Genomic DNA, 19,853 nt, shown 5'->3' with positions numbered 1-19,853 from the left:
ATGCACGTGCACATACCGCCTGGTACCTACGAGGAGCACCCCCGTGACCGTCACTGCGTCCTCCGCCTCCCGCGCGGCCGAGATCCTCTCCCGGCCCGTCGCGCTGAACGGCCTCACCGTCCCGAACCGCATCGTCATGGCGCCGATGACGCGCATGTTCTCCGCGGGCGGCGTCCCCGGTGACGACGTGCAGTCGTACTACGCCCGTCGCGCCGCCGCGGGTGTGGGCCTGATCGTCACCGAAGGGACCTACGTCGGCCACGAGTCGGCCGGGCAGAGTGACCGTGTGCCGCGGTTCCACGGTGAGGAGCAGCTGGCGGGGTGGGCGAAGGTCGCCGAGGCCGTTCATGCGGCGGGCGGCACGATCGTGCCGCAGCTGTGGCACATCGGCATGGTGCGCAAGCAGGGCGACCCGCCCTATGCAGACGCCCCCGCCGTCGGCCCCTCCGGCATCCGCGTCGACGGTATCGAGGGCACCGGGAAGGCGATGACCCAGCGCGACCTGGACGACGTCATCGGCGCCTTCGCCGAAGCCGCCGCGGCCGCCGAGCGCATCGGCTTCGACGGCGTCGAACTGCACGGCGCCCACGGCTACCTCCTCGACCAGTTCCTGTGGGCGGGGACGAACCGCCGTACCGACGCCTACGGCGGCGACCCCGTGGCCCGTACGAAATTCGCGGCCGACATCGTGGCCGCGGTCCGCGAGACGGTCTCGCCCGACTTCCCGGTGATCTTCCGCTACTCGCAGTGGAAGCAGGAGGCCTACGACGCGAGGCTCGCTGAGACCCCGGAGGAGCTGGAGGCGATCCTGACCCCGCTCGCCGCGGCCGGCGTCGACGCCTTCCACGCCTCCACCCGCCGCTACTGGCTCCCGGAGTTCGAGGGCTCGGACCTGAACCTGGCGGGCTGGACCAAGAAGCTCACCGGCAGGCCCACCATCACCGTCGGCTCGGTCGGCCTCGACGGCGACTTCATCCGCGCCTTCATGGGCGAGGACGCCCCGGTCCAGGGCATCGACAACCTCCTCGACCGCCTGGAACGCGACGAGTTCGACCTGGTCGCCGTCGGCCGCGCCCTGCTCCAGGACCCGGAGTGGGCGGCGAAGGTCCTGGGAGACCGGTCCGAGGAGCTGAAGCCGTACTCCGCGGCGGCGCTGAAGACCCTGAGCTAGCTGAGTCCCGCCGTACGGGCCCGTTCGACCGCGGGGCCGATCGCCTCGGCCACCGCATCCACGTCCGCCTTGGTGGAGGTGTGGCCGAGGCTGAACCGCAGCGTGCCGCGGGCCAGGTCGGGGTCGGTACCGCTGGCGAGCAGCACATGGCTGGGCTGGGCGACACCGGCCGTGCAGGCGGAGCCGGTCGAGCATTCGATGCCCTGGGCGTCCAGCAGCAGGAGCAGCGAGTCGCCCTCGCAGCCGGGGAAGGTGAAGTGGGCGTTGGCGGGGAGCCGTTCGTCCGGATCGCCGCCGAGGATCGCGTCCGGCACGGCCGTGCGTACCGCCCGGACCAACTGGTCGCGCAGCGCGCCGATCTCCCGGGCGAAGTCGGGCCGCCGCTCGGCGGCGATGGCGCCGGCCACCGCGAAGGCTGCGATCGCGGGAGCATCGAGGGTGCCGGAGCGTACGTGCCGTTCCTGACCGCCGCCGTGCAGGACGGGCACGGGGCTGTACTCCCTGCCCAGCAGCAGTGCGCCGATGCCGTACGGACCGCCGATCTTGTGGCCGGACACGGTCATGGCCGCGAGCCCGGACGCGGCGAAGTCGACCTCGAGCTGGCCGAAGGCCTGGACGGCGTCGGCATGCAGCGGGATGCCGAACTCCGCGGCAACGCGGGACAGTTCGGCCACCGGCATGACGGTGCCGATCTCGTTGTTGGCCCACATCACGGTGGCGAACGCCACATCGTCGGGGTTGCGCTCGATCGCCTCGCGCAACGCCTCGGGGTGCACCCTGCCGTAGGCGTCCACCGGCAGGTACTCGACGGTCGCGCCTTCGTGTTCGCCGAGCCAGTCCACCGCGTCGAGCACGGCGTGGTGCTCGACAGGGCTGGCGAGTACGCGGGTCCTGGCCGGGTCGGCGTCCCGGCGTGCCCAGTACAGACCCTTCACGGCGAGGTTGTCGGCCTCGGTGCCGCCGGAGGTGAAGACGACCTCGCTGGGTCGTGCGCCGAGGGCGTCGGCGAGCGTCTCGCGGGACTCCTCGACGGTACGGCGGGCCCGGCGCCCGGCAGCGTGAAGTGCCGAGGCGTTGCCGGTGACAGCGAGCTGGGCGGTCATCGCCTCGACTGCCTCCGGAAGCATCGGAGTGGTCGCGGCGTGGTCGAGGTAGGCCATGATGGCCACGATTCTACGAGGCGTGGCGGGGGCGCGGGCGCGGCGCAGGGGTGCACGGTCGTCCTGCGTGCGCCCCTGGCGGGGTGTGAGCGGCTCGGGTGCCGCGCCACGCGGCCCTTGGTCAGCCGCCGAAGCCCCAGATGACCGCGTCGTTCACGGTCACCAGTACGGCGAGCACGACGAGGTCGGCGACGCCGAGGGCGAGTCCGAGCAGAGCGCGGCCGCGGCGGGCGGTGCCGCGCCACAGGGCGAGCGCGGCGAGCACGACGGCGGTCGGGCCGAGCAGGATGTTCCCGACGAGCAGGCCGACGAGACCGAACACAAAGGCGGCGACGGCCATGCCGTCGGCGTCCTTGCGGCGTTCCGAGAGGCCCTGCGCAGGGCGGCCCGTGCGGAGCGCGGCATCGGTGTCCCCGGTGCGGCGCTCAGCGCGTTCATGGCGTACCAGTGTGGCGAGTTGCATGGCTGGGTTCCTCCGTCCTGGTCAGTGACGCCGGGCGCGACGCTCGCGCACGGCGAAGACGAGCAGCCAGCATCCGATGACGGTGCAGGCCACGAGGCTTACGGAGGTGGGGATTTGGACCACGGCGCCCAGCATGATCCCCATCAGGAGGAGCGCTGCTACGAGGGCCATCATGGTCGTCCTTTCGCTGAGTAGGTGTCGGTGCACTCTGACGAACTCTCAGTGAACACTTGTGAGTACAACTGTTCACTGACTGATGAGTCTACTGTTTCTTTTCCCCGAGAACGGTTGTTTACTGAATGCCATGAGTCACACCGTCGGAATCCGCCAGGCCCAGAAGCAGAAGACCCGTCAGGCCCTGCTCGACGCAGCGCTCCAGCTGCTCGAGGAACAGAGCCTGAGCAGTCTCGGACTGCGCGAGGTCACCCGGGCCGTCGGCGTGGCGCCTACCGCGTTCTACCGGCATTTCCGGGACATGGCCGACCTCGGTGTCGCGCTTGTCGAGGAGGCGCTGGGCAGCCTGCACATCACCATCGGCGAGGCACTGAAGGAGTCCGGCGACGGGGCACGGATCGAGCGGACCGTGGCTCTGATCGCGGCCCTTGTCCGCACCTCCCCGGCGCATGTCCGCTTCGTGGCGCGCGAGCGCCACGGCGGCGTGGCACCGGTTCGCGAGGCGATAGCCGGGCAACTGCGCCGGTTCGCGGACGAGGTGGCCGCCGCGTTCGCGCGTCAGGCGGAGATGGCCGGGTGGAGCGAGGACGATCTGCAGATGCTCGCCGGTGTGTACGTCGACCACATGGTCATGACGGCCTCGGCACTGCTGGAGGCCGGACCCGAGGGTGAGGAGCGCGTCAGTTCGCTGGCCCGGCGCCAGCTGCGCCTGGTGAGCCTCGGCCGGACCCACTGGCTGGACTGACGAGGAATCCGCCGTCGTTCCCGCGTACACGGCGGCGGTCCTGCATGCAGCGGCCCCCGGCCGGGACCACAGTCCCGGCCGGGGGCGGAGCAACCGGCCCGGGGCCGACCCCCCGGACCGGGGGTCAGGTGCGCGGGGCCTTGGCCAGCTGGCGGGACTGGGCCACCAGGCGGTCCGCCGAGTCCCAGACCTCCGCGTCCTCCTCGAGGAACCCGCCCGCCAGGTTGCGCGTCGTGATCGCGACGCGCAACGGCCCGGGGGCCGGGCGGCAGCGGATGTGGGTGGTGAGCTCCACGGTCGGGGTCCAGCCCTTGAGGCCGAGCTCGAACGACGTCGGCGGCAGCGCGTCGACCGTCAGCAGCAGTGAGAGCGGGTCCGCGTCCCGCCCGTCCGCCAGACCGAACCAGCCGCGCATCTCGCCCTTGCCCGAGGGCGCGCCGATCGCCCACCCCACGGTCGCCGGGTCAAGCTTGATGTTCAGGCGCTCGGTGATCGCGGAGCTGCCGGGGATCGCGGCCGGCCCGTCCGCCGGGCCGAGGCAGTGCTCGATCGGCGGGATCGCCGGGGGCGTCGCGGTGGTGTGCACCTCGTCCGGCAGCGTGTCCAGCTCGCCGTACGTCGCGAGGACCCGGATGCGCTCGACCTCGGTGCCGTCCTGCGCGTACTGGAAGAGCGAGGCCTGGCCCGTGGAGAGCGTGCGCCCGGTCCGGATCACTTCCGTACGGATCACCGCAGGGCCCGGCTGGGACGCGGTGAGGTAGTGGGCCGACACGGTGAAGGGATCCGAGTGAGGCAGCGCCTCGCCGAGCGCCCGGCCGAGCAGCGCCAGCAGATAGCCGCCGTTCACGGCGTGGATGATGGTCCAGCCCGCCGAGAGCTCGGCGTCGTAGACGCCCGTCTCACGCAGCGCGACAGCCGTGTCGCGGTCGAACTCGCTGTCACCGATACGTGCCTGAACTGCCTGTGCCATGGCGGTACCGTACAACAGGTAATTACTGAGCGGTAGCTTTTTCTGGCACTCTCAGGGCGTCTCCTCCACCGCCTGCGAGCGCCTGTTCCACGCCCGCGGCGCCCGCCAGTGGAACCTCATCGCCAGCAGCCGCAGCACGAACGCCGTCACCACGGCCAGCCCGCTCGTCGCCGCGTTCAGCATGTCGAAACGGATGCAGAGCACGATCATCGTCGCACCGACGATGGCGGGGACGGCATACAGGTCGCGGTCCCAGCGCAGCAGCGACGGCACCTCGTTGGCCAGCACATCGCGCAGCACACCGCCGCCGACGGCAGTGGCCAGGCCCAGCGCGGCGGACGCGGTGAGGCCGAGCCCGTACTCGTACGCCTTGGTCGTGCCGGTGACGCAGAAGAGCCCGAGGCCTGCCGCGTCGAAGACGTTCACGCCCACCTGGATGCGCTCGACCTGCGGATGCAGGAAGAAGACGAGCACGGCCGCGATCAGGGGTGTCAGGAAGTACCCGAGATCGGTGAAGGCCGCAGGGGGTACGGCCCCGATGATCAGATCACGCAGCAGCCCTCCGCCCAGCGCCGTGACCTCGGCGAGCACCGCGATGCCGAATACGTCGAAGTTCTTGCGTACGGCGAGCAGAGCCCCGGAGATCGCGAAGACGAAGATCCCGACGAGGTCGAGCGCATGCTGGACGGAGGGCGTGAACAGTTCTTGGAGCACCGGACGATTGTGCCGGGTCCGTGGGCGGAGCTACTCCTTGGCGATGTCCCCCGAGGTCGGAGCGGTTCCCTCGGCGGCGTCCGCGTCGACGGTCCCGGGCGCCGCGTCGTCGGCCACGTCGTCGGCCTTCGCGGGAGCCTCGGCTGCCTTCGGCGTCGCCGTCACGATCTCCACCGCGTCCCGCGCCGACGCCAGCGCCACATCCTGCGGCGCCTGGTCCTGCGCGTTCTCCGGGTGGTGGCACGCCACCTGCTGCCCGGGCCTGAGCTCGATCAGCGGCGGCTCCTGCTTCGTGCAGATCTCCGTCGCCTTCCAGCACCGCGTGTGGAAGCGGCACCCGCTCGGCGGCGAGATCGGCGAGGGTACGTCGCCCTTGAGCAGGATCCGCTCGCTCTTCCCGCCGCGCCGCCGCGGGTCCGGCACGGGCACCGCGGACATGAGGGCCTTGGTGTACGGGTGCATCGGCGTCTCGTACAGCGACGTGCGGTCCGCCAGCTCCACGATCTTGCCCAGGTACATGACCGCGATCCGGTCCGACACATGACGGATGACGGACAGGTCGTGAGCGATGATCACGTACGTCAGGCCGAGCTCGTCCTGGAGGTCGTCCATCAGGTTGACGACCTGCGCCTGGATCGACACGTCCAGCGCGGAGACCGGCTCGTCCGCGACGACCAGCTTCGGCTTCAGCGCGAGCGCACGGGCGATGCCGATGCGCTGGCGCTGGCCTCCGGAGAACTCGTGCGGGTAGCGGTTGTAGTGCTCGGGACTGAGGCCCACCAGCTCGAGCAGACGCTGGACCTCCCTCTTCGTGCCGCCCTCCGGCTCCACACCCTGCAGCCGGAACGGGGCCGCGACGATGGAGCCGATGGTGTGCCGCGGGTTCAGCGAGCCGTACGGATCCTGGAAGATCATCTGGATGTCGCGGCGCAGCGGGCGCATACCACCGGTCTTCAGATGCGTGATGTCCGTGCCGTCGAACTCGACCTTGCCGCCCGTCGGTTCGAGCAGGCGGGTGATCAGCCGGCCCATCGTCGACTTGCCGCAGCCGGACTCGCCGACGACGCCCAGCGTCTCGCCACGGCGTACGTCGAAGTCGATGCCGTCGACCGCCTTCACCGCGCCGACCTGTCGCTGCAACAGCCCCTTCTTGATGGGGAAGTGCTTGGTCAGGCCCTCGACCTTGAGCAGCAGGTCCGGCGCGGAAGCCGCGGCGGCCGCACCGCCCGGGGAGGCCGCCTGCTGCGGGATCGTCACATCAGTCGTCTTCTCACTCACAGCTTCGGCGCAATCTCTTCGGTCCAGATCCGCGTACGGTCCTCCTGCGACATATGGCAGGCGGTGAAGTGGCCGGAGCCCACTTCGAGCAGGTCCGGGCGCTCGGTGCGGGTGATCCCGCCCTTGGGGACGTCCGCGTACGGGCAGCGCGGGTTGAAGGCGCAGCCGCTCGGCACGTTGATGAGCGACGGCGGCTGGCCCTTGACCGGGATGAGCCGCTCCGTCTGGTCCCGGTCGATGCGCGGCATCGAGCCCAGCAGGCCCCAGGTGTAGGGGTGCTGGGGCTTGTAGAAGATCTCGTCGACCGGGCCGCGCTCCACACACCGTCCGCCGTACATCACCAGGATGTCGTCGGCGATCTCGGCAACCACGCCGAGGTCGTGGGTGATGATGACGACCGCTGAGCCGAACTCCTTCTGCAGATCCCGGATCAGGTCGAGGATCTGGGCCTGCACCGTCACGTCGAGCGCGGTGGTGGGCTCGTCCGCGATGAGCAGTTCGGGGTTGTTGACCAGCGCCATCGCGATCATGGCGCGCTGGCGCATACCGCCGGAGAACTCGTGCGGATAGGAGTCCACACGCTTCTTCGGCTCGGGTATGCCGACGCGGTCGAGAAGTTCGATCGCGCGGGTGCGGGCGACCTTCTTGGAGACCTTGTTGTGGACGCGGTAGGCCTCCACGATCTGGCTGCCCACGGTGTAGTACGGGTGCATCGCGGACAGCGGGTCCTGGAAGATCATCGCCATGTCGCGGCCGCGCAGCCGGCGCACCTCGTCCGGGTCGGCGCCGACCAGTTCCTTGCCGTCGAGCCAGATCTCGCCGGACATCTGCACGTTCTTGCCGCGGGCGCCCAGCCGGTGCAGGCCCATGATCGCGAGCGAGGTCACGGACTTGCCCGAGCCGGACTCGCCGACCACGCCGAGGGTCTTGCCCTTCTCCAGCTGGAAGCTGACCCCGTCGACGGACTTGACCAGGCCGTCGTCGGTCGGGAAGTGGACGCGCAGATCGCGGACGTCGAGGAAGGCGCTCGGGGTCGAAGCCCCCGTGCGCACGGGTTCGCCGACGGCGGCGCCGGTCTTGGACAGCTCGGTCATGACAGCCTCACCCGCGGGTCGACGACGGCGTACAGAAGGTCAACCACAAGGTTGAAGAACACGACGAAGAACGCCGCGAGGAGAGTGACACCAAGGATCGGCGGCAGGTCGTTGACCCTGATCGCCTGTACCGCGTACTCGCCGATGCCGTGCAGGGAGTACACCGACTCGGTGATCACCGCGCCGCCGAGCAGCAGACCGACGTCCATGCCGAAGACCGTGACAATCGGGGTGAGCGCGGCCCGCAGACCATGCTTGGTGACCACGTTCCGCTCGCGCAGGCCCTTGGCGCGCGCGGTGCGGATGAAGTCCTCGTTCATCGTCTCCAGCATGCCGGAGCGGGTGAGCCGGGCGTAGATCGCCGCATACAGCAGCGCCAGTGAACACCAGGGCAGGAAGAGGGAGTTGGCCCACTGCGAAGGGTTCTCGGTGAACGGCACATAGGTCCGTCCGAAGATCGGGATCTGGTAGCTGAACACCAGCAGGAGCAGCTGACCGGTGAAGAAGATCGGCAGCGAGACACCGGCGAGCGCACCGCCCATGGCGGCCCGGTCGAAGAACGATCCGGGCTTCAGCGCGGAGATCACACCGACGACGATTCCGGAGACCAGCCAGAGCACCGCGGCACCGATCGCGAGCGAGATGGTGACGGGCAGACGCTCGGTCAGCTGTGGCCAGACCTCGAGGTGGTCCTTGAAGGAGTAGCCGAAGCAGGGTGCGTCGCAGCGCACCGTGGTGGGGCCGATGTCATAGGTGGCGCCGGTGACGATCCCCTTGATGAAGTCCCAGAACTGGACGTAGACCGGCTGGTCCAGGCCCAGGTTCGCCTTGACCGCCGCGATGTCCTCGGGCGTGGGGTTCTTGCCGATGTACTGCTGGGCCAGCTGATCGGCGGTCTGTCCGGCCAGCATCGGCAGGATGAAGAAGATGCCGAAGGTAACCGCGGTGACGACCAGCAGCAGGATCACCGCTGCGATCGTGCGGCGGGCAATGTACGAGATCACGAGGACCGGCGCCGGTGCCCGCGGGCCGTAAGGCCCGCGGGCACCAATGCCTTCACCTGCCTTCCGGGGCTACTTCTTCGTCGTGCCGATGTTGAGGTAGTCGTACTGACCGCTGAAGGCGGCCGTCGACACCATGTTGGTGCCGTGCGACGAGCGGTACAGCAGGACCTTGAAATAGGACAGCGGGACGATGACCGCCTGGTCCATGACCTTCTTGTCGATCTCGGCGTAGGCCTTGTTGCGGGCCGCCTCGTCGGTGTTGGCTATCGCGTCGTCGAGGAGCTTGTTGATCGCCTTGTCGTCCAGCTGCGACAGGTTGGTGTTGCCGGACTGGCCGATGGCCTTGCCGTGCACGATCTGCTGCAGGTAGCCGTAGCCGGTCGGCCAGTCGGCACCCCACTGCATCATGATCAGACCGATGTTCTCCTTCTCGGTGAACTTCGGAACACCCGCGTAGTCGGAGAAGTACTTGCTCGACGGGTACTGCTTGATCTTGGCCTCGATGCCGACCTTGCCCAGCGACTGGACGATGGCGGTGGCGGCGTCGACCTCGCTCTGGCGGTCGCTGCGCGCGGAGATGAAGGTGGAGATCTTCTCCTTGCCGCAGGCCTTCAGGGCAGCCTTGGCCTTGGCCTGGTCACCCTTGTTGTCCGGGGTGGCGTAGGTGTCGAACTTCTCGTAGCCCGGGATGTCGGTCGGCAGCACCGTGGAGGCGATGTCACCGCGGATCGGACCGCCCATCGCGGTCTGCACCGAGACCTTGTCGATGGCGTACTGAACGGCCTTGCGGCACTCGACGTTGTCGAACGGCTTGACCTTGGAGTTGATCGCCGTGTAGACGAGACGGCCGCCGAGCGCGTTGTCGGTGGAGGCCTTCAGGTCCGGCTTCGCCAGGATCTGCGCCTGGGTCTGGGTGTCGACACCACGCCCGGCCAGGTCGGCCACGAGGTCACCGGCGATCAGGTCCTTGTCGATGGTCGCCTGCGCGACCTTCAGGTTCAGGACGATCTTGTCCGGGTACTGCTTGCGCAGCGGGTCGGTCTTGGCGTCCCAGTTCTCGTTGCGGACCAGAGTGACCGACTGGCCGTCCTTGTAGCTCTCGAACTTGTACGAGCCGGAGGAGACGATGGACTTGGTGTAGTCCACGCCCTTGTCCTTGGCCTTCGGCACCGGGGCGGTCTGCGGGGCGCTGACCAGGTAGTCGAAGTCCGCGAACGGCTTGTTGAGCTTGAAGACGATGGTGTGGTCGTCCGGGGTCTGGATGGACGACAGGCCCTTGTCGCTCTTGTCCTTGTAGGGGCCCTTGTACTTGTCCGGGTCATCCAGGAGCTGCTGGAAGTAGTTCGGACCGAGCGAGAGGGTGTCACGCGCGAAGTTGGAGCGCTCGACGGCGTACTTGACGTCCTTGGCGGTGACCTCGGTGCCGTCGTCGTACTTGACGCCCTTGCGGATCTTGTAGGTCCAGGTCTTGCCGCCGTCGCTGGGGACACCCATCGACTCGGCGAGGTCCGGGGCCAGCTCGTTGCCCTTCTCACCGGGGGCCGGCTTGAAGGTCGTCAGCGGACGCGCGTAGAGGCGGCTGAAGTTGTAGATGAAGGCGTAGTACGTGTTGCCCGGGTCGAAGGACTCCGGAGCATCGGCCATCGCGTAGGTGACCGTGCCGCCCTTCTTGTCCGAGGCATTGACGACGCCGGTGGTGGCGGCGTTGGCGCCGGCAGCCTTGCCGGTGTTCTCGCTGCCGCCGTCCTCGGCCTTGCTGCAGCCGGCGAGAAGCAGGCTCGCACTGCTGATGACCGCGAGAGCGGCCACTGCTGACCTTCGCATGATGGTCGGGTTCCCCTTCACTGTCGACAAACTTGATTGGGACTCTGGCCCGGCAGACATCAGCGGCTGCGAGGGTCGAGCGCGTCCCGGAGGCCATCACCGAGCAGGTTGAAGGCCAGTACGGTGATGAAGATCGCGAGGCCAGGGACGAGCATGTACTGCGGATCGACCTGGAAGTAGTCGACCGCCTCCCTGAGCATTCCGCCCCAGGACGCCTGCGGCGGCTGGATGCCGACGCCGAGGAAGCTGAGCGACGCCTCGAAGATGATGTTGGTCGGGATGAGCAGCGTCGCGTAGACGATGATCGGTCCGACCAGGTTCGGCAGCAGCTCCTTGAACAGGATGTACGGACCGCGGGCGCCCATGCCGCGCGAGGCGTCGATGAACTCGCGCTCACGCAGGGCCAGCGTCTGGCCGCGCACGATACGGGCCATGTAGGGCCAGTTGAAGAAGCCGATGATGAAGATCAGCACGCTCATGTGGAGCGGCAGACCCTCGAGCCCGAAGGCACCGCCCTGCAGCGTCGCCGAGATGGCGATGGCGAAGAGGAGCAGCGGGAAGGCGAGGAAGGTGTCCATCAGACGGCTGATGATCGAGTCCACCCGCCCGCCGTAGTAGCCGGCGACGAGTCCGAGGATCGTGCCGATGGCGTTGGACAGGATCGTGGCGCCGAAGGCGACCACGAGCGAGACCCAGGAGCCTTCGAGGATGCGGGCGAAGATGTCACGGCCGAACTTCGGGTCCACACCCAGCGGGTGATCCCAGCTCATGCCGCCGAAGTCGCCCTTGGGCAGCGAGGTGTTGGGGTCGACCAGGTCCTGCTGGAACGCGTTCGGGTCCAGGTCGAGAAGAGCCTGCAGCGGCCGGGAGAGCGCCGCCGCCAGGATGAGCAGGATGACGATGATGCCGCCGGCGACCGCGAGCCTGTCACGCTTGAACCGCGTCCAGGCGATCTGGCCGAGCGAACGGCCCTCGATCTTTCCCTTCCCGGCCCCCGCGAGTACTGCCTCCGGCTGTGCCTCGGCGGCCGAGCCGGAGGTATCGATCGGTGCGGTCACGTGCCTTTGACCCCTCTCGGCCGACGGTGGCCGGCCCCCCATGAACTGCCGCTGTAACGGCCTGTCCCGCATCAGTTGGTGCTAGTTAGCACAAAGGACCGAAGGCCCTCGTTAGCCGGGAGTCTTCAACGGGTTTGCGATCACCCGCCAGACCTGGCGGTGAATGTTTGCGCAACCGTGATGCGGGCAGCGAGCTTCCGTTATCCGGACGCAACCGGCTGCTGAGCGGGTCGGAGGGCACAACTACCCCCGCGTAAGAGGGTGGTTCTCACCCTTACGCGCGGTGACTGTCTCAGCGTGCGGCCACGATCGGCGGCAGATCGGCGCCCGGTGGTGGCAGGGCGGCAGACGCGTCAGTAGGCGCGCGGGGCCGGCGGCGGGTACCCGTAGCCGCCGCCCGCGGGGGCGGGGGAGCCGCCGTGGGCCTCACGGTCGTAGAAAGGCCGGGCGTTGGCCCGCAGCCACATCGTGACCGGGTCGTACTCGTCGGACATCGCCACCGTGGAGACCGGCAGGCCGTCCGGCACGGCGCCGACCGACTGGTGCATCATCGCGCGCACCGCGTCGACGGACTGGGGGCTCGTGTCGTACAGATCCAGCCCGATGGCGAGATACGCAGCCCCGACCGCGGGCTGCACCCAGGCGCGCCGCAGCGAGCGGACCGCGGGAGTGCGATGCGCGTTCTGTGTGAGCAGAGCATAGAACTGCGGGATCTCGATGGCCGGCTCGGACAGCCGCAGAGGTCCTGCCGGCATCCGGTCGAGTCCGGTGGCGATCCTGCGCAGATCCAGCCATGGAATACCGACGCCGCCGCCCGGGGCATGCGGATTGAGCCAGATACCCCAGCCCTCGGGGTACAGGGCACGGGCGATGTCGCGTCCGGTGACCACTTCGTGCGCGCGGTTCCAGCCGGAGACGGACAGCTCCTGGGCGGAGGTGACACAGGGCGCGTAGCCGACGCCGTCGACCTCCATGTTTCCGTACTGGGCATCGGGCGATCCGGACTGCCCGTGCCACAGGAGCATCCAGATCCGGCCGCCCGCCGGGTCGGCGAGTGCGTGCAGCAGTGCCTCGTACGCGTCATAGCGTCCGGGTGTCACCTGGCGCAGCATGTGCTCGACCTGCCCGGTCGCCGCGGTGCCTGACGCGCTCACCCTGGTTCCGCCCCTCTTGAAGTCCTCTGCGATCCGACATTCGGCACAGCCATCCGGTCAGGCGGCCATGAAACCAGCTTAATCGGCCGTCCTGGCACCTACTTGACGGCAGTGCCTTTCTCTCGGATCAGGCCGGACACTGAGCGGGTCTGGTGCTGGGGGCACCTCCCGAGCCCGAAGGCTGTGGGGAGCGTGCCAGGGCACGCGAGCCCGGAAGATCCGAAAAGAGGCCCTAGGCGTGCCGGCGTCGGTAGAAGGGCCGCACCCGCTCCAGCATCCAATCGGCTACGGGGTCCTGCGCTATGTCCAGCAGGACGAGGTTGACCGGCCAGCTCACCTGTACCCGGCCCAGCGCACGGCCGAGCGCGTCCATCGGGGCGTTGCGGTCGGAGCCCTCGAAGGAGGAGACCTGGACACCGATGAAGAGGGCCGGGGCGTCGCCTTCGACGGAGGCGAGGGCGCGGCGGGCGCTGAGCACGACGCCGATGGCCTCGAACTCGCCGGCCGCGGCGGCAAGGAAGTCGACAGGCTCCTCCTGCCAGTCCGGCTCGTACAGCCGCACCCGGCCACCGGTCGCGGGCCCTTCCAGGGCGGTGCGGCCCAGGCGGCACAACTCGGCGACGGCGGGCGGGGGCAGCGGAGCGCCGACGGTGCCGCCGGGGTTCACGGCGATGCCGAGCTGCGGAGGCAGTCCGCGGGCGAACTCCTGGGCGGGAGCGACGGTGAAGGGCATATGGCTGCCGACGCAGGCGAGGAACTGCTGCTCGGAGCTGAAGACGGGGACGTAGGGTGCGCCGTCGATCTCCATGGTGGGCAGATCGAGATTCGGACTGCCGGGGCCGCCGCCGTTGGGAAGCGGGATCCAGATCAGGCTGCGGCCGAGTACCTCGACCAGCCGCCCGCCGGCGGCGGGATTGCCGAGCGAGGCGCCGAGCACCTCTTCCAGCTCATTGCCCGGCCAGCCGCTGTACGGGTGCGGGTGGGCGTGCTGCGAAAGCTCCATGCGCGTGTCCTTCTCCCCCGGTCCTCCCCCGCCAATCCCGGGGGTCGCGCCCCCGACCTTAACGCCGCGGGCACGATACGTGCCGAGGCGTCCGGGCCCCGGACCTCAGCATGGCCCGTCCGTCGCGGAGCCGGCCGAGGGCCGTCCGTTCGGCGAGCACGCCGCAGCGCGCCTGCCAACGGGTCCGGGCACCCGACATGGGCCCGGTCGCCCGCCGGGCCCGGCACGGCCCCACGAGCCCGGGCCGGGCAGGGCCCCGCGTCGCCCGAGCCGTCGCCGAACGGGCCGAGGGCCCTCCGATCGCCCCCGCACAACCGCAGCGCATGGGCCCTTCTCGCCCGGCAGCGCCCGGGCTACCGGGCCGGGCCCGCCCGGCCGAGGAGCGCACGGCGCAGGCATGCCGGGCCCGGCGTCGCGCGGCGGGCCCGCGCAGGGCCTTACTTCTCCGTGAATCCGAGACGCGCCAGCGTGCCCGCCGCCTCGCGGTCCAGCAGTACCGCCGAGGTGCAGCCGGCCGGGAGTCGGCCGGACTGCGCGGCGGTGAGGAGGCGGGAGACCGCCCGGCGGTGGCGGGCGAAGGCGTAGCCGGAGACGCCGCGGCCGCGCTCGCGCTGACCCGCGCGGGCGACCTGCGGAGTGACGTCGAGCAGGACCAGATGCAGCCCGGTCCCGCGTCTGCGCACCTCGCGGGCGATCCAGCGCCGCACCCAGGCCTGGGTGCCGCAGTCGTGGACGACGACGCTCCTGCCCGAGCGCAGCGCGCGCCGCAGGCCCGCGTAGTGGGCGATCCGGACGAAAGGGCGGTACAGGGCGTACGGCAGCAGGCGCGGCATCAGGGCATCCCACCGGTCCCGGGTGTCCTGCGAGTCGATCCCGAGGCCGCGCGCGGCCCGGTGGATCAGCGTGGACTTTCCACTGCCCGGCAGTCCGGAGACGACCACCACGTCACCGGCGGCAAAGACGAGGCTGTGCGGGCTGCGCCCCGAGCGGTCCCTCAGGTCGCGCAGTACCGGCGCGGGCGCCCCTGCCAGGCGAGCGGGCATGCCCGGCTGAGCGGGCACCCCCGTGGTCGTGGCATACGCACCGGACGGCTGCATCGTCATCACCCTCCCCCATGTCGGGTTCATCCACACCCTTGCCCATGAAGCGTAAAGAAATGGTAATGCCGCTCAACCTATTTACCGCTGTGCGACACCCCGGGCCCGACGGCGACGCGCTCCCGGGTCACCTGTCCCACTCTTCCCCGATGCGTGCAATGATGTGCGCGCCAACTGCATACCGGCCGCTTGAATCCGCGCGGGAGAGTCCCGGCCACCTGGTGTGGCGGGCGCCGAAGGAGCAAGTTCCTCCCTTGAATCTCTCAGGCCCCGTACCGCGTGCGATGAGGCAGATCTGAAAAGCGAGCCGCTGTCGAGTGGCTCCACCCAAGGTGCAAGTCACGACTACCCGTTCCGCGTAGTCGAGGCGAACCTCTCAGGTTCCGATGACAGATGGGGAGGATTGTCCTCGCCTGGCCATGCCCTGGGAGCCACATCTATGAGCAACGCCCCCCGTCTCACCTCTCTCGATGCCCTGCACCGCTCGCTGGGCGCGACCATGACCGACTTCGCGGGCTGGGACATGCCGCTTCGGTACGGGAGTGAGCGCGACGAGCACAACGCCGTCCGCACCAAGGCCGGCCTCTTCGACCTCTCCCATATGGGGGAGATCACCGTCACCGGCCCGCAGGCCGCCGAGCTCCTCGACTTCGCGCTGGTCGGCAACATCGGCTCCGTCGGGGTCGGCCGGGCCCGCTACACGATGATCTGCCAGGAGGACGGCGGGATCGTCGACGACCTGATCGTCTACCGCCTCGGCGAGACCGAGTACATGGTCGTCGCCAACGCGGGCAACGCGCAGATCGTCCTGGACGCCGTGACCGAGCGCGCGGAGGGCTTCGACGCCGAGGTCCGCGACGACCGTGACGCGTACGCGCTGATCGCCGTCCAGGGCCCGGAGTCCCCCGGCATCCTGAAGTCGCTGACGGATGCCGATCTGGACGGACTGAAGTACTACGCGGGCCTGCCCGGCACCGTCGCCGGCATCCCGGCGCTGATCGCCCGCACCGGCTACACCGGCGAGGACGGCTTCGAGCTGTTCGTCGAGCCGCAGCACGCCGAGAAGCTCTGGCAGGCGCTGACCGAGGCGGGAGCCCCGGCCGGTCTGATCCCGTGCGGTCTTTCCTGCCGCGACACGCTGCGCCTGGAGGCGGGCATGCCGCTGTACGGGCATGAGCTGACCACCGCCCTGACGCCGTTCGACGCGGGTCTCGGCCGGGTCGTGAAGTTCGAGAAGGAGGGCGACTTCGTGGGCCGCGAGGCCCTCCGGGCCGCCGCCGAGCGCGCCGCCGCCAGCCCGCCGCGCAAGCTGGTCGGCCTGATCGCCGAGGGCCGCCGCGTCCCGCGCGCCGGGATGGCTGTCGTTGCCGTGGGCGGAGCCGACGCCCCGGTGATCGGCGAGGTCACCTCTGGGGCCCCGAGCCCCACCCTCGGCAAGCCGATCGCCATCGCTTATGTGGACGCGGCACACGCCGAGCCCGGCACGCCGGGTGTCGGTGTGGACATCCGCGGAACACACGAGCCGTACGAGGTCGTCGCGCTGCCGTTCTACAAGCGCCAGAAGTGATCGTCCGCACCCTCTCTTCGTTCACCAGCACTCCCCCGCGTACAGGAGAATTCAGGTCATGAGCAACCCCCAGCAGCTGCGCTACAGCAAGGAGCACGAGTGGCTGTCGGCCGCCGAGGACGGCGTGTCGACGGTCGGCATCACGGAGCACGCGGCCAACGCGCTCGGCGACGTGGTGTACGTCCAGCTCCCCGAGGTCGGCGACACCGTGACCGCGGGTGAGACCTGCGGCGAGCTGGAGTCCACCAAGTCGGTCAGCGACCTGTACTCCCCCGTCTCCGGTGAGGTCACCGAGGCCAACGAGGACGTCGTCAACGACCCGTCGCTGGTGAACTCCGCCCCGTTCGAGGGCGGTTGGCTCTTCAAGGTGCGCGTCAGCGAGGAGCCGAAGGACCTGCTCTCCGCGGACGAGTACACCGACTTCGCCAGCTGACCACGACCCCTAGGGACCGAGTGATGTCGATTCTCAACACCCCTCTCCATGAGCTGGACCCGGACGTCGCCGCCGCTGTCGACGCCGAGCTCCACCGTCAGCAGTCCACCCTCGAGATGATCGCCTCGGAGAATTTCGCCCCGGTCGCGGTCATGGAGGCCCAGGGCTCCGTCCTCACCAACAAGTACGCCGAGGGCTACCCGGGCCGCCGTTACTACGGCGGCTGTGAGCACGTCGACGTGGTCGAGCAGATCGCTATCGACCGCATCAAGGAGCTCTTCGGGGCCGAGCACGCCAACGTGCAGCCGCACTCCGGCGCGCAGGCGAACGCGGCCGCGATGTTCGCCCTGCTCAAGCCGGGCGACACGATCATGGGCCTGAACCTGGCCCACGGCGGCCACCTGACCCACGGCATGAAGATCAACTTCTCCGGCAAGCTCTACAACGTGGTCCCGTACCACGTCGACGACCAGACCGGTCAGGTCGACATGGCCGAGGTCGAGCGCCTCGCCAAGGAGTCCAAGCCGAAGCTGATCGTGGCCGGCTGGTCCGCGTACCCGCGCCAGCTGGACTTCGCGGCGTTCCGCCGGATCGCCGACGAGGTCGGTGCGTACCTGATGGTCGACATGGCCCACTTCGCGGGTCTGGTCGCCGCCGGTCTGCACCCCAACCCGGTGCCGCACGCCCATGTCGTGACCACCACCACGCACAAGACCCTCGGTGGTCCGCGCGGCGGTGTGATCCTGTCCACGGCCGAGCTCGCCAAGAAGATCAACTCCGCGGTCTTCCCGGGCCAGCAGGGCGGTCCGCTGGAGCACGTCATCGCGGCGAAGGCGGTCTCCTTCAAGGTCGCGGCCTCCGAGGACTTCAAGGAGCGCCAGCAGCGTACGCTCGACGGTGCCCGCATCCTCGCCGAGCGTCTCGTCCAGACCGACGTGACCGAGCACGGTGTCTCCGTGCTGTCCGGCGGCACGGACGTGCACCTGGTCCTGGTGGACCTGCGCAACTCCGAGCTGGACGGCCAGCAGGCCGAGGACCGCCTCCACGAGGTCGGCATCACGGTCAACCGCAACGCCATCCCGAACGACCCGCGGCCGCCGATGGTCACCTCGGGTCTGCGGATCGGCACGCCGGCGCTGGCCACCCGCGGTTTCCAGGCCGACGACTTCCGTGAGGTCGCGGACATCATCGCCGAGGCGCTCAAGCCGTCGTACGACGTCCAGGCCCTGCGCGCCCGCGTGACGGCCCTGGCCGGGAAGCACCCGCTTTACCCTGGGCTGACGAAGTAATCCTTTCGAGCCCGAAGCAAAACAGAACGGGGCACCGCGCACACTGGTCAGTGGGTGCGGTGCCCCGCACCACGTACTGCCCTGTGTTCTCTGCACCACCCCCGGCAGACAACGGCGTCTACCAACCTTGAGGAGTACCCCCGTGGCCATTTCGGTCTTCGACCTGTTCTCGATCGGCATCGGCCCGTCCAGCTCCCACACGGTCGGCCCGATGCGGGCGGCGCGTATGTTCGCCCGCCGCCTCAAGAACGAGGGACTGATCGCCCACACCACCGCCATACGCGCGGAGCTGTACGGCTCCCTCGGCGCGACCGGCCACGGCCACGGCACCCCCAAGGCGGTCCTGCTGGGCCTGGAGGGCAACTCCCCGCGAACCGTCGACGTCGAGAGCGCCGACGCCCAGGTCGAGCGGATCAGGACGAGCAAACGGCTCAACCTCCTCGGCATGCACGAGATCGGCTTCGACTTCGACGAGCACCTGGTCCTGCACCGCCGCAAGGCGCTGCCGTACCACGCCAACGGCATGACGATCTTCGCGTACGACGCCGAGGGCGCCACCGTGCTGGAGAAGACGTACTACTCGGTCGGCGGCGGCTTCGTCGTGGACGAGGATGCCGTGGGCGAGGACCGGATCAAGCTCGACGACACCGTGCTGCAGTACCCCTTCCGCACCGGCGACGAGCTGCTGAAGCTCGCCAAGGACACCGGGCTGTCCATCTCCGCCCTGATGCTGGAGAACGAGAAGGCCTGGCGCACCGAGGACGAGATCCGCGAGGGGCTGCTGGAGATCTGGCACGTCATGCAGGCCTGTGTGGCCCGCGGCATGTCCCGCGAGGGCATCCTGCCCGGAGGTCTCAAGGTCCGCCGCCGTGCCGCCAACACGGCCCGCAAGCTGCGCTCCGAGGGCGACCCGCAGGCGCTCGCGATGGAGTGGATCACGCTCTACGCGATGGCCGTGAACGAGGAGAACGCCGCGGGCGGCCGGGTCGTCACCGCGCCGACCAACGGCGCCGCCGGCATCATCCCCGCGGTCCTGCACTACTACATGAACTTCGTGCCGGGAGCCGACGAGGAAGGCGTCGTCCGCTTCCTGCTCGCCGCGGGCGCGATCGGCATGCTCTTCAAGGAGAACGCCTCCATCTCCGGCGCCGAGGTCGGCTGCCAGGGCGAGGTCGGCTCCGCCTGCTCGATGGCGGCGGGCGCGCTCGCCGAGGTGCTCGGCGGCAGCCCCGAGCAGGTCGAGAACGCGGCGGAGATCGGCATGGAGCACAACCTGGGCCTGACCTGCGACCCCGTCGGGGGCCTGGTCCAGATCCCGTGCATCGAGCGCAACGGCATGGCGGCGGTCAAGGCCGTCACGGCCGCGAAGATGGCGATGCGCGGCGACGGCAGCCACAAGGTCTCGCTGGACAAGGTCATCAAGACCATGAAGGAGACCGGCGCGGACATGTCGGTGAAGTACAAGGAGACGGCACGCGGCGGCCTCGCCGTGAACATCATCGAGTGCTGAGGATCTAGGCCCTGAGCAGCGTTTTTACGTCTTTCAGCACTGTCAGGGCCTTCCCTGCTTTCGCGGCGGAAAGTCCCTGGAACCTCCCTGGGACAGACGTGAAAGTCCCTGAAAAGTCCCTGGGAATTCGCTCGCAGATGGGGCC

The 19,853-nt window shown here is 69.3% G+C and carries 19 protein-coding genes and 1 riboswitch; of the genes, 6 read left to right on the top strand and 13 right to left on the bottom strand.

Annotated elements, in window-relative coordinates; all coding sequences use genetic code 11:
- Positions 1 to 43 precede the first annotated feature (43 nt).
- On the top strand, positions 44 to 1,171 hold the full coding sequence (locus ACFYWI_RS01515; protein WP_389223743.1) for an NADH:flavin oxidoreductase: 1,128 nt from the start codon (positions 44 to 46) through the stop codon (positions 1,169 to 1,171).
- Here ACFYWI_RS01515 and ACFYWI_RS01510 read toward each other — a convergent pair.
- From ACFYWI_RS01510 to ACFYWI_RS01500, 3 genes are all read right to left on the bottom strand, one after another.
- Positions 1,168 to 2,331 carry a cysteine desulfurase family protein gene (locus ACFYWI_RS01510; protein ID WP_389223740.1) on the bottom strand — a complete coding sequence of 388 codons (1,164 nt, stop codon included), beginning with the start codon at positions 2,329 to 2,331 and terminating at the stop codon, positions 1,168 to 1,170. The two genes, ACFYWI_RS01515 and ACFYWI_RS01510, sit on opposite strands and share 4 nt — an antisense overlap.
- 121 nt (positions 2,332 to 2,452) lie before the next feature.
- Positions 2,453 to 2,794, bottom strand: a complete 342-nt coding sequence (locus tag ACFYWI_RS01505; protein WP_389223737.1) for a hypothetical protein — start codon at positions 2,792 to 2,794, stop codon at positions 2,453 to 2,455.
- Positions 2,795 to 2,815: 21 nt separating this feature from the next.
- Positions 2,816 to 2,965, bottom strand: coding sequence for a hypothetical protein (locus ACFYWI_RS01500; protein WP_389224453.1), 150 nt, complete (start codon positions 2,963 to 2,965; stop codon positions 2,816 to 2,818).
- Between the two features lie 133 nt (positions 2,966 to 3,098).
- Between ACFYWI_RS01500 and ACFYWI_RS01495 the strand changes: the two genes are divergently transcribed.
- Positions 3,099 to 3,713: a TetR family transcriptional regulator gene (locus ACFYWI_RS01495; RefSeq protein WP_389223734.1), complete on the top strand. Its 615-nt coding sequence runs from the start codon at positions 3,099 to 3,101 to the stop codon at positions 3,711 to 3,713.
- A 124-nt stretch (positions 3,714 to 3,837) separates the two neighbouring features.
- Here the strand turns inward: ACFYWI_RS01495 and ACFYWI_RS01490 are convergent, their stop codons facing one another.
- The 10 genes from ACFYWI_RS01490 to ACFYWI_RS01445 form a co-directional block, all read right to left on the bottom strand.
- Positions 3,838 to 4,683, bottom strand: a complete 846-nt coding sequence (locus ACFYWI_RS01490; RefSeq protein WP_389223730.1) for a thioesterase family protein — start codon at positions 4,681 to 4,683, stop codon at positions 3,838 to 3,840.
- A 51-nt stretch (positions 4,684 to 4,734) separates the two neighbouring features.
- A complete protein-coding gene (locus ACFYWI_RS01485) occupies positions 4,735 to 5,397 on the bottom strand; it encodes a trimeric intracellular cation channel family protein (protein WP_389223727.1) in 663 nt (220 codons plus the stop codon).
- A gap of 30 nt (positions 5,398 to 5,427) precedes the next feature.
- Positions 5,428 to 6,675, bottom strand: coding sequence for an ABC transporter ATP-binding protein (locus ACFYWI_RS01480; protein ID WP_389223724.1), 1,248 nt, complete (start codon positions 6,673 to 6,675; stop codon positions 5,428 to 5,430).
- Positions 6,672 to 7,769, bottom strand: coding sequence for an ABC transporter ATP-binding protein (locus tag ACFYWI_RS01475; RefSeq protein ID WP_389223721.1), 1,098 nt, complete (start codon positions 7,767 to 7,769; stop codon positions 6,672 to 6,674). Before ACFYWI_RS01475 ends, ACFYWI_RS01480 begins: the two co-directional genes overlap by 4 nt.
- The gene (locus tag ACFYWI_RS01470) at positions 7,766 to 8,773 is read right to left on the bottom strand and encodes an ABC transporter permease (RefSeq protein WP_389223718.1); all 1,008 of its coding nucleotides are present in this window, start codon (positions 8,771 to 8,773) and stop codon (positions 7,766 to 7,768) included. The genes ACFYWI_RS01475 and ACFYWI_RS01470 overlap by 4 nt, the downstream gene beginning before the upstream one ends.
- 69 nt (positions 8,774 to 8,842) lie before the next feature.
- Positions 8,843 to 10,597 (bottom strand): ABC transporter substrate-binding protein, encoded by a 1,755-nt coding sequence (locus ACFYWI_RS01465; protein ID WP_389223715.1) that lies wholly within the window; start codon positions 10,595 to 10,597, stop codon positions 8,843 to 8,845.
- A gap of 59 nt (positions 10,598 to 10,656) precedes the next feature.
- Positions 10,657 to 11,655, bottom strand: coding sequence for an ABC transporter permease (locus ACFYWI_RS01460; protein WP_389223712.1), 999 nt, complete (start codon positions 11,653 to 11,655; stop codon positions 10,657 to 10,659).
- A 353-nt stretch (positions 11,656 to 12,008) separates the two neighbouring features.
- Positions 12,009 to 12,809 (bottom strand): enhanced serine sensitivity protein SseB C-terminal domain-containing protein, encoded by an 801-nt coding sequence (locus ACFYWI_RS01455; protein ID WP_389223709.1) that lies wholly within the window; start codon positions 12,807 to 12,809, stop codon positions 12,009 to 12,011.
- Positions 12,810 to 13,041: 232 nt separating this feature from the next.
- Entirely contained in the window at positions 13,042 to 13,812 is a 771-nt protein-coding gene (locus tag ACFYWI_RS01450) for an enhanced serine sensitivity protein SseB (protein WP_389223706.1), read from the bottom strand.
- 437 nt (positions 13,813 to 14,249) lie between these two features.
- The gene (locus ACFYWI_RS01445) at positions 14,250 to 14,915 is read right to left on the bottom strand and encodes an AAA family ATPase (protein ID WP_389223703.1); all 666 of its coding nucleotides are present in this window, start codon (positions 14,913 to 14,915) and stop codon (positions 14,250 to 14,252) included.
- A 184-nt stretch (positions 14,916 to 15,099) separates the two neighbouring features.
- Positions 15,100 to 15,197: riboswitch (glycine riboswitch) on the top strand.
- Between the two features lie 151 nt (positions 15,198 to 15,348).
- On the opposite strand from ACFYWI_RS01445, the gene gcvT reads away from it, so the two are divergent.
- The 4 genes from gcvT (at position 15,349) to ACFYWI_RS01425 (ending at position 19,708) form a co-directional block, all read left to right on the top strand.
- Complete coding sequence (gcvT, locus tag ACFYWI_RS01440; RefSeq protein WP_389223700.1) at positions 15,349 to 16,476, top strand: glycine cleavage system aminomethyltransferase GcvT; 1,128 nt, start codon at positions 15,349 to 15,351, stop codon at positions 16,474 to 16,476.
- Between the two features lie 58 nt (positions 16,477 to 16,534).
- Complete coding sequence (gcvH, locus tag ACFYWI_RS01435) at positions 16,535 to 16,909, top strand: glycine cleavage system protein GcvH (protein ID WP_389223697.1); 375 nt, start codon at positions 16,535 to 16,537, stop codon at positions 16,907 to 16,909.
- 23 nt (positions 16,910 to 16,932) lie between these two features.
- The gene (gene glyA, locus ACFYWI_RS01430) at positions 16,933 to 18,198 is read left to right on the top strand and encodes a serine hydroxymethyltransferase (protein WP_389223694.1); all 1,266 of its coding nucleotides are present in this window, start codon (positions 16,933 to 16,935) and stop codon (positions 18,196 to 18,198) included.
- A gap of 142 nt (positions 18,199 to 18,340) precedes the next feature.
- Complete coding sequence (locus ACFYWI_RS01425) at positions 18,341 to 19,708, top strand: L-serine ammonia-lyase (RefSeq protein ID WP_389223690.1); 1,368 nt, start codon at positions 18,341 to 18,343, stop codon at positions 19,706 to 19,708.
- The last annotated feature ends 145 nt before the right edge of the window (positions 19,709 to 19,853 follow it).

Origin of the sequence: Streptomyces sp. NPDC002889, assembly GCF_042888425.1 — a bacterium.
Lineage (GTDB): Bacteria > Actinomycetota > Actinomycetes > Streptomycetales > Streptomycetaceae > Streptomyces.
This window is presented reverse-complemented; position numbering and strand designations above follow the sequence as displayed.